The 10,409-nt window shown below is 37.9% G+C and carries 6 protein-coding genes and 2 pseudogenes; 4 read left to right on the plus strand and 4 right to left on the minus strand.

What is annotated here, in order from left to right; genetic code table 11:
• Positions 1 to 196 precede the first annotated feature (196 nt).
• Together G9G57_RS25065 and G9G57_RS25070 are read left to right on the plus strand one after the other, a co-directional pair.
• Complete coding sequence (locus tag G9G57_RS25065) at positions 197 to 790, plus strand: chloramphenicol phosphotransferase CPT family protein (protein ID WP_164965665.1); 594 nt, start codon at positions 197 to 199, stop codon at positions 788 to 790.
• A gap of 636 nt (positions 791 to 1,426) precedes the next feature.
• The gene (locus G9G57_RS25070; protein ID WP_330720480.1) at positions 1,427 to 2,104 is read left to right on the plus strand and encodes a transposase; all 678 of its coding nucleotides are present in this window, start codon (positions 1,427 to 1,429) and stop codon (positions 2,102 to 2,104) included.
• An 850-nt stretch (positions 2,105 to 2,954) separates the two neighbouring features.
• Here G9G57_RS25070 and G9G57_RS25075 read toward each other — a convergent pair.
• Positions 2,955 to 4,175 (minus strand): peptidase M56, encoded by a 1,221-nt coding sequence (locus G9G57_RS25075; RefSeq protein WP_164965666.1) that lies wholly within the window; start codon positions 4,173 to 4,175, stop codon positions 2,955 to 2,957.
• A gap of 539 nt (positions 4,176 to 4,714) precedes the next feature.
• On the opposite strand from G9G57_RS25075, the gene G9G57_RS25080 reads away from it, so the two are divergent.
• The gene (locus G9G57_RS25080) at positions 4,715 to 5,617 is read left to right on the plus strand and encodes a stalk domain-containing protein (RefSeq protein ID WP_164965667.1); all 903 of its coding nucleotides are present in this window, start codon (positions 4,715 to 4,717) and stop codon (positions 5,615 to 5,617) included.
• Between the two features lie 928 nt (positions 5,618 to 6,545).
• On the opposite strand, the gene G9G57_RS26110 is transcribed toward G9G57_RS25080, so the two are convergent.
• A complete protein-coding gene (locus G9G57_RS26110) occupies positions 6,546 to 6,686 on the minus strand; it encodes an AbrB/MazE/SpoVT family DNA-binding domain-containing protein (RefSeq protein ID WP_238799342.1) in 141 nt (46 codons plus the stop codon).
• Positions 6,687 to 6,852: 166 nt separating this feature from the next.
• On the opposite strand from G9G57_RS26110, the pseudogene G9G57_RS25090 reads away from it, so the two are divergent.
• Positions 6,853 to 8,180 (plus strand): annotated as a pseudogene (locus G9G57_RS25090) (helix-turn-helix domain-containing protein); the annotation flags it as partial.
• 347 nt (positions 8,181 to 8,527) lie between these two features.
• Here the strand turns inward: G9G57_RS25090 and G9G57_RS25095 are convergent.
• Positions 8,528 to 9,851, minus strand: a pseudogene (locus tag G9G57_RS25095) (IS3 family transposase).
• Between the two features lie 96 nt (positions 9,852 to 9,947).
• The coding region (locus G9G57_RS25100; RefSeq protein WP_164965668.1) for an IS3 family transposase at positions 9,948 to 10,409 on the minus strand (462 nt) is incomplete at its 5' end.

Consider the following 10,409-nt stretch of genomic DNA (forward strand, 5'->3'; position numbering starts at 1 on the left):
GACCAGGCTACCTTAATCCTCTATGCAAATGAAAAAAGGATCAACCAGAAAGAACTGGTTGATCTCATAATACGAACTGACAGGATAGTTCAATCGTTTCTCGAATATTTTCTGAATTGGATAATTTAATGAACTTTGTGAATATAACGTTATCTGAAAGATACGAAATAATTTTTTTTTTGAAGGGATGATTAAATTGAAGCAAGGGATATTAATTTTTCTAAATGGAGCTTCAAGTTCCGGAAAGACCTCCATATCGACTGAACTGATAAATCAGAAAGAGATCCTTTTTTATCGTTTATCAATTGATGATTTTTTTAATAATTACTATGATTTTATTAATAATAAATTTCCAGATGATCCTCCAAAAGAAATAGATCATCAAGTTGTCTCACAAATACTTCATGATTCCATATTCTCAGTGTACCATTCGACAATTAAATTGTTATTAGAATTGGGTTTTAATGTAATAGCAGATACCATAATCGACAATGACAAGAGGTTTAATGAGTTTCTTGATCAATTTTTCGATCAGCCTACGTTATTTATAGGTGTGATATGCTCGGAAGAAGAACTCATAAAAAGAGAGCAAACAAGAGGAGATAGACAGATTGGACTAGCAGCTTCACAGTTTAGCAAAATATATTGCTTTGATGAATATGACCTTGAAGTAAATACGGAAGATATGAATCCAATAGAATGTGCCGAAAAGATATTAAGTTTTATTAAGTCCAATAAGGAATACTCGGTTTTTAAGAAATTAAGTAAAAGAAATGTTAGTGTTTCCTAGATGGCGTATCCATCAGATAACACCATATTCAACATTGGGGCTATCGCCCCTCGGTCTGTCCGAGGGATTTCGGAATTAAGCTAACGAGGAACGTTAGTTCAATAAATAGGCTTTTTCCACTTTTGAGCAACATGCTAAAATACCGTAGTACCAGTTAACCCCTGAGTCTAATGTGGAGCTTAGAAAGACTTCTATAAAGTATTTGTGGTAACTGGTACCGTATTAGAAGGAATTAGTCCTTAATAGGCGTATATATAATTGTGCAGTGACCTCTCAGGGAACAACCGCCCAGAATAGGTTTGAAGCCGGCAGGACATCCTCCTAGACTTCTTTAACAGAAATGAGGCGCTCCATATTTTTGGCGCTGCACATTTGATGATTATTCAACCTGTCGAAATGACAGTTTTTTTTGCGTAGAAAAATACAGAACTTAATAGAGAGAGCAGGAAATTGTTTCCTTCTGTCGAAAGAACTTAACAGAAGCCCTTTAAAGTTATTGAGGCAGATTCAGACCTCTCAGTTTATTATGGGTAATGCACCGAATCTAAAACCTGACATGCTACATTGGGCCCATTGCGGAGCTCTTAAGAAAACTTGGTTAATCTGGTGCAAATGATTCGAATAGGTGATCATAAGTTGAATAATTTTATGCTTACGGATACGAGCATTATTGAAGACCAAGACAACTCAAGAGCTTTTTATCCCTTCTATGTTGGAATAGCTATTGGTTCGAATTTCCATGTTGCTGCTTGCATTCCATTTGAAAAGTTCCGCAGTGAGAAGGAATGGAAACGTAGTAAAACAATGAAGTTTAACTCGGATAGCCAAGGGATTACAAAGTTTATCCATGCTTTAGAAGATATTCAAACACAATTCGAGTATAAACCCCAGGATTTCTTTATATTACTGGAACCAACTGGTGGGTATTATTCATATTTAGTTGTTAGAGTTCTATTAGATCGAGGCTACTCTATAGATAAACAGATAGCTTCCCTGCTTTATGGGAATAAAGAAGAAGGATATAAACCTCATCCTTATACAAAGATACTTATGTCCTTCCCTATCATGAGTGAATCTATGGCCTGTACATTTATCGGTGCTATTGGTGATATTGAACGTTTCTCAACATATTTAGAGCCTAAAAAGTACCTTGGTGTAGCTGCAGAGAATAAAATCTCGGGGACATCCGTTTTTAAGAGTAGGCAGACATACGAGGGTGTTAGAGATACTCGCAGAGTTTTATTCTTAATGACTTTGCTACTAATATCTTCAAAAATAAGTGAAATAGTTTTCGTGTTTACTATAAACGATTAGTTGATCGAGGATCGGCAAAGAGAAAAGCAATAGGGCATGTATGCGGTAAGATTGCCCAAGTTTTATACTCATACCTTAAAAACAATGAACCGTATGATCCTTTCAAACACGCGAGCAAAATGGGAGTAATCCTTAACGGTGATAAAGTAAGATTAAAGATCCCAGCAAATTTAGAAGATTACGAACGCCAAGCGGATGAGTTAGCAGATGACGATGTCTTATAAACGACCAGTATCTTACACTGCCTTACACTGAACATAAATAGCTCTTGCATGTAGAATTGGAAATAAGAAGATTCCAAATTTTGCAAATGGACTCATTTACATTTTTCTAAGCGCTACATTACATAGACTAAGCAAATAAAGACTGACGTTGCCTCATTAAGCTAACGGGCAGAATAGCGTAGCCAAGGCTTAAGTATATGATACGGTTTAGCGTAATGTATCTAAACACAAAGTTCGGCTTAAACAGAAATTACTTCATCATATAAATAATAACCACTCTTAAAATAGAGTGGTTATTATGACTTTTGAGTTTGACACTCCCAATGTGATGTCATCTGATTAGAAAAAATTTAGCCATATATCTTTTAGCCAATTATGCATCCTACAGAACGCCTAGAAAGTCTCCTAAGCTATGTTCAATATTTCACGATGGCAGTGGGGCAAACTTATCGCTTCCGTTATAAAGCGACCGTAACCCTACATCTTGATCCAGAGCAACAGTGGTTAAACCCAGTTATAGCTGGAACAGTGGCTAGAGCTGTACCTAGCCCCTAGATGAAAAAAAGGGGGACAACCCAAGGTATGCCTGTATTTACTTCAATGCTACGGATTATGCAACTTAAATCCTATTGAAGAGGAGTGAGAAGCAAAGTCCTCAAATTTTCTTCTTGGTTTTTGTCCAAGCCTAGGAAGACCGTTGCATAATAAACACCATTTTGTTTCCAAAAGTAGTAGGTTTGGTTTTTGAGCTTTGATTTGTCGTTGCTGGAATAGAGAGGTCCAAAGTAGACGTGGGTGTTGTCGGCATAAGCCGAAATTTCAACCCCGCTAATCTCCAGCTTACGAATGAACGAGAACTTAGCCGTATTAAAAAGCGGCACTTTACTTTGATAAAACAAGAGCTCGTCATTCGGGTCATCATAAATTGTGGAATTGTACGGTGCGCGATAGATGTTCCACAGAACATCTGCAGTTTGTCTAAACGAGTATCCAGTATTCTGATCTTCCGCTCTCAACAAGATCGAGTCATTCAGCGTAAGTTGGGTGTTCGGCAAACTGTCCGGAAATTTCACCTTAAAGCGGAGAATATTCTTCGCTTCAAGTAAATCTGTCTCATCGTACAGAGGAAATGAATTCCCTTCTCCGTCGTAACGGACATGTTGGATTTGATGCGGAAAAGCGAAGGAATGTACAACCTTTTGGAGTTCTTCTTGCGTGAGCTTCTCCCAATTGATTGCATACGATACACCGTTATCCTGCCAAACAAAGCTGTTAACTGCTTTTCGATTGTGCTGGGAGCCTTGCTTTTTCGTGAATAACACGCCTTTTACATTTCCAATTGTAGTCTCATTCTGTTGGAAAAACTGAGTTTGTGCTAACTTTTGTGAGTCTGGGGCGCCCCACAATAAATTATGCTCCAGCATATTTCCTTTCCCTTTGGAAGCCAGCATCTCTATAAATTGCTCATTTTTGCTACCAAATTGCGATACGAACGTTATGGTTACGACATTAATAAGATCAGCTTGGTTGGCTTCAGAAAAGAGCGTACTCAAATCCACAATCTCAAGCTGATAACCTTCGGGAAGATGATCAGGAACTTTAAAATCAAATTTGGTAAATTGTATTGCTCGATCCAGACTATGAAACCATTGAAACGAGCTGTTCAGCCTGTCAATCTTGAACGAGGAAGCGTCTCCTGCTTTAAGGACTGTGCGAGCATTTATATCTGAATTAACGTTCTCTTCTGTATCCGTCACATTGATGAGTAGGACAGCACTCAAGAAGAGCAACAAGAGAACTGCCGCGGCAAATAGATTGTGCAAGCGTTTTTTGTTTTTGAAGATCATTGTACGTCTCCTTCTTTTCATTTTTGTTTATCAGAGAAATTTGATAGATCACCCGGTAGGAAGTAACCCGAGAAAATGACTGTAACAATAATGACTAGTATCTCAATTTCCAGTAAGGAATTAGTTTGGTACTTCATAACACAGGCATAGAAAAGTATACCATATAAAGGTTATATATGGTAATGTATATTATTATCTTCGAAAATAGACATGAAATAAATAGTAATCAAATAAGTATTATACAAATATAATTCATTCTCCTATTAATGTTATTTTAGTGATGCTGAATAAAAAGTCGGTAGTAAAAAAACTTTTGATATATTAATTATTTTAGTCAATCATAAATCATTTTTTAAACCTAGCGTTTTTAGGAAAATGGTTTCCAAATAATCCCCCCCCCCAATAGGTCTCTAAGAAAGTCCATATGCTTTTGTTGGATGGAGAAAAACTGGATGTGAAAAAAGGGGGATTTAGGCACAATAGTCATTCAGAGTGAAAAATGAGGATTCTCAATCTAAAACAGATAAGGATGAATTATATTGAAGAAAACTTTTTTTAGTATTGTTGTTCTGCTTATACTTTCAGGAAGTATGGCTAGTGCAAAGGCGAATCCCATTCAATTAAACGCAAATGGAAATCTTCTTACTGATATGAAAAGTCCCATTGTTTTAAATAATACTAGTTTTGTACCCGTACGTGTTGTAGAGTCTTTAGGAGACTACAAAGTCGCTTGGAATAGTAAAAGTAAGACGATAACAGTGACTTGTGATGGCGATAGTCTACAGCTAACTGTTGGTAATAACGTTGCTCTTAAGAATCATAAAAAAATAAGCCTTAGCACTCCTCCAGTTTTGAAAGACGGCGCGACTTATGTTCCTTTGAGATTTATTAGCGAGAATTTTAATGCTATTGTAGATTGGGACTCCAAGAACAATGGTATTGCTATTATAAATCTTGATCAAAATGTACAAAAGTTGATACAAAGTGGTGATTTGGCAAAAGCTAGATTGGGAGTTATTGGACTGCAAAGAGTTCAGTTCTATGTATCCAAGGATCGACCTGAAGGAGAAAGTTTCAGTTTTATTTTTCCAGAGAATGATCTTTCCAAGATGTATTTTATTTGGAGTGACAGTATTTATTATTACGAGTTGAAAAATGGTTATATGAGCTTAGCTTGGGAGGGGAAAAAGACTTTTTCTAAGCTGGATGGAACACACAGCTCTTTGTCTAAATACTTGGGGGGAAACATAGAAAGTATATGGGGTGAACAACCAGCTGTAACTAAACGACTTGTTTTCTTTCATGATAACACTGGATCAGTTGGGATGGTCGGTGAATATGGGATTATAGACACAAAGGGGAATGTAGTTGTATCCCATAAAGTACAGGATGCTAAACAGCTTGCAGACTTAATTGTTAATGTGCAGGAGGAAAAGAAATAATTAAGTGTCTTACCCCATTGTCCAATTGAGCAAAATGATTGTATTTTATTATGAAGACTGGCTTTGGAAAGACAGCAGAATCGCCCAGAATCGAGGGCGGTTCTGCTGTTTTCAATTCTATTTCCGTGTACCTCGTTTATGTTATAATTGGTAGAACAAGGTAACCGGTGGGAAAGACACGGCGAAGCTACCCGAAAGGGGTGCTGCTGTGCCGTCTCTTGAATTGTGTCTGAAGCTTTTGGATGTTGTACTGAAACTGGTCGGTATTATGACTGGCCTAAATACGTTAGTCAACGTCTGTAAGCAAGCGCGAGACAAGAAAAACCACCGGAGCCTAAGGAATCCGGCGGTTTTTCATTCTCTGAAATTCTCGCCGTGGTTGCCCACCGGCCTTTGTCGGGTAGCCGTGGTACGCTAACATCACGGCTACTTTTATTTATATCCATTATACCACAAATACATGAGGATGAAATGTCTGCTTATTTATGCGGGCTTTTTTTATAGTGTGATTGTTCGGAAAATAAGGGAACTTGGATTTTCGAACAGCTCATGGTCATCCAGGTATCTACTTTAAAATCCGAATGTTTGTACTATGGCCAACTGAATAATAACCTTAAAGTACGAACGTTATCTATAATAATTTTTTGAGCTGAGAAGGGCCTGCGACACGCCAAGCCACTTGACATATTCGCTTTGCTTGGCTTCTGGATGCTCACGCATGAGCTGCCTCAGATCTCTAAGCTGTTGTAATGTAGGCCGATGGACGTTGGATTCTTTGGGTTTCTTTTTAACAGGAGGAATGGGAATGAGAGTAATACCTACGTTTCCCTTCATTTCGAGTATACATTGCCTACACAAAGAGTGCTTTTGAATTAACTTAGACCCTGAGCCGAACTGCACAATTTACAGGAAACCCCATTATACTTTCCTAGCCTAAAAGACTTTTTTCTTCATCCATATAAAATTCCAAAGGATCGCCAATCTCAATCTCTGTTGTGTTCAGGATTTCTATGGGAATGACAATTCGGCCTAGCTGATCTAAAGGACGTGTCATACCTGTATTCTTCAATGGATATCCTCCTTCAAACAATTCATTAAAACCAACCTTAATTTTCCTAATCTATCTTTCGTTTTTGGGAATTACAAGTCTACCAAGGGTGTCTAAATTCCTTGTCATTTTTTGTATACATCATCCAATCTTCTTCTAATATAAGTATTTATTGTTGTTCCGAAATATGGTATTAATGTGCTTTAAACAGAAAGACTTAACCATGACCGAGTTCGGTCACATCATTGATCTAAACGTAGGTACTATTAGTGGCATTGTGACAGGAAATCGTTCTATATCTGTTCACCAACTGGACAGTATTACTATGGGAATGAATTTAACACCAGATTATTTTTACGAACGTTTTATAGAAGAGTGTATTGAAGATTTTTCACTCAACTGGCGAAAAATAAGCCTGTTCTTACCGATGTATTGAACTTAATCGGTTAGATTGCGTACAGCGAGTTGTAAGTATGTTACTGGATAGTCCAACTTATCCCCCGCTGCTCTTTGAACTAGCAGAGGACTCGTTTCAAAAAGGATACAAGGATACTGCGGCTTATCTGTATGAAAAAGTAGCCGAGAGTGAAAAACATCAGCATTCAGAGCGATTGGCGGTCTGCCAGATCGTTTGTTTACACTTGGAATTGGGGAAGACCAGATTCAAAATCTTCAAATTGCTGCTAGATTTGAGCCTTTTATTGACCGTTTGGATGAAGTGGATCAATTGGACGCTTTGAAAGACTTAGCAAATTTATATCGAGCATTGAACCAGTTAGATAAAGTATATGAATTAGCTAAGATGATGAGAAAAAGAGCAAAGCTTCGTTATGGCATGAGACAAGAATTTCATAAGAAGCCCAAAGACGGTCCACTTTTTTGCCTACATAGCTTATGCAGACCTGTTGTGTGCTTACGCTTGTGATGCTAGAGGCGATTACGAACAAGATCTAATATACCTCAAGGCGTATACTGATTTAAGTTGGGTAAAAGAAAGAGATCCAGAATCACTACATTGGTTAGGATTATCCCAAGGTTGGGTAAAATTAATACGTACGTAAATAGGCTTATGTCTGGAGATGTTAGTGTGCTGCCGGATTATGTAGAGTACATATCTGGCGAAAAAGAAATCTTTGCTGAACTTCTGAATGTTGTTGAAGCAGCTAATCGTTACAATTTAGATATTGACCATATTTTAGACCGATTTGAATCTCATATCGCAGCATACCGTGAACCCGAAGCTACAGATATTTACACTCAGCAGGTATTATCAGATGAATACGCTCGTTTTTGGTACAAACTCGCTAAGTATAAACTGTTCAGGGGAAAATACCCATACGGTTTTAAATGTCTTATAGACGCTTTCGAAAATCCGTTAAAATAAATAATGTACTACTAATTTCCAACTGCTCAGGTCTGTTTGAACGTTTCAGGGTTCATGCAGACCCTGAAACACTGATTAAGTATCAAAGTATGCTTCAGGAGGTGTGGGAAAGAAATGAAAAAAAAGATGGTTCTTCTTCTAACAGTTGGCTTCAGTTTTGTATTGATGTTTGGAACATTGTCACAAGCTCCTGGTGTAATTTCGATTCAAGGTTATATTGGTGGGGCATAAATCAGGCATACGCATTTATAGTTTCCTTGACCAGCTTTTTGGCTGGTCTTTTTATTTTTATATAGGTAGCTTTCTATGCAAAACTATTTCCCACACCACACAATGAATTATTTTTCAATAAAATGTCTTATTTGAAAATGAAATACATATGTCATGTCAAAGAATGTTAAAATAATGGAGTGCAGACATTTTACTTGTAGTAGCCAGGGTAATAATGAAGTGACCCCTTAAAGTTAGACAACTATTTTTATGCAACCAGTTGGGCATGAGTTCGGTATTGTACCGGGCTCATGCCTTTTAATTTTGACTTGATGCGCTTGTGATTGTAGTAATTAATGTATTGCTCTAGTTCTTGCTTGAAGTGATCTACACTTTCAAAATTATTTAGATAAAGAAACTCCGACTTCATAATGCCAAAGAAGTTTTCCATTACAGCGTTATCGTAACAATTTCCTTTACGAGACATGCTCTGGGTAATTCCTTGTTTCTTTAAAGCGTGTTGATACTGCTTCATCTGGTAGTGCCAACCTTGATCTGAATGCAGGAGCAGTTTATCCTTTTCGGATAAGCGTTTAAATGCCTCATTCAGCATTTCGGAGACTAAGGAATAAGTAGGACGAGCCCCTACTGTGTAGGTGATAATTTCACCGTTAAACAAGTCTAAAACAGGGGATACATAAAGCTTTTCTCCAAACAACTTAAATTCCGTAATATCGGTAACCCATTTCTCGTTTGGCTTGCCTGAATGAAAATTACGATCGAGTACATTGGGTGCAACTTTACGCACTACCGATTTCAAGCCTAATTCGGCCATAATACGCTGCACTTTCTTATGATTAACTCGATGCCACGATTAAATAGTTCGTCACGGATACGACGATAGCCATAGCGTCCCTGATGTTCCTCGTAAATAGATTGGATAAGGAGTTTCAGACCTGCGTCTGGATCTGGCTTACCCAACTGTTTGTTCCAATAATAAAAGGTGCTACGTTTGACTTTAGCGAGCTTTAGTAATGCAACCACCGGGAACTCATGCCTTAATTCATAGACGACTTGCGCTTTGTCTTGTTTGGTGATTTTTCCTTGTTTTGAACTAAGGCATTCAACTTTTTTAAATAGGCGTTTTCCATACGTAAACGTTCTAATTCAGCTTGTAGAGCCTCCATTGAATCCTTGGCAGGTTCTTGTTTCTTTGTGATGGTTTTATTCTTATTTGTCATGCGTGGACGCCCCTTTTTCTTTGAATTCAGGGCGTCTATTCCATGTTCATTGAATTGACTACGCCATTTCCTAATAACTCCAGTTGAAGAAATTTTAAAAATGACAGCTTCTTCATTCGGAGACGTCCCATTCTCGTTCATGTAGTTGAGTACGTCTAGTTTATATGCCGTGGAGTAAGCTGTATAGGTTTTTTCAAAAGCTTTTACCCCGTGAGATTCGTATTGCCTAATCCACATACGTAAAGCTTCATGATTCATCCCTAATGATTGTGCAATGCTTTTGACTCCCTCAGTACCACGCTGATACCTACGAATGGCCTTCAATTTCTCATCTAAACTGAATTTAGGCAAAAAAACCGCACCTCCATTGTTAGTCGTGTCTAACAAATGGGGTGCAGTTCAATGTGGTCATACCCCTGTCAAGTAGACAGAACTAAAAAGACATCTTTAAGCGGCAACCGTTTCTCGGTATTCAATCGGGGAACGGTTGTTTAATTTTTTCTGAAATCTATTTTCATTATAAAATGAAATGTACTCCCGTACGTGTTGTTCTACTTCCGCCAGGGTTCCGGGTTTCGTTAAATAAATCTTCTCTGTTTTAAGATGGGAAAAGAAGGATTCTATACAGGCATTGTCTAGGCAATTTCCACGCCTTGAATGGCTTCCAAGCATTCCAAGCCGCTTAAGTTTGCGGTTAAACGGCTTGGAGGTATACTGAAACCCCTGGTCTGAATGGAGAATGACACCCTCCATGTTCACGTTCTTACTTAGAACGTCTAGCGTCTCGCTAACTAGAGCAAGGTCATTTCGTTCCGAAAGACGCCAAGCCACAATTTCATTGTTAAACAGATCTTGAATGACAGAGAGATATACAAACCGCTCTCCAGCTCGTATGTATGTAATATCGGT

Origin of the sequence: Paenibacillus sp. EKM211P, assembly GCF_011066175.1 — a bacterium.
Classification (GTDB): domain Bacteria; phylum Bacillota; class Bacilli; order Paenibacillales; family Paenibacillaceae; genus Paenibacillus; species Paenibacillus polymyxa.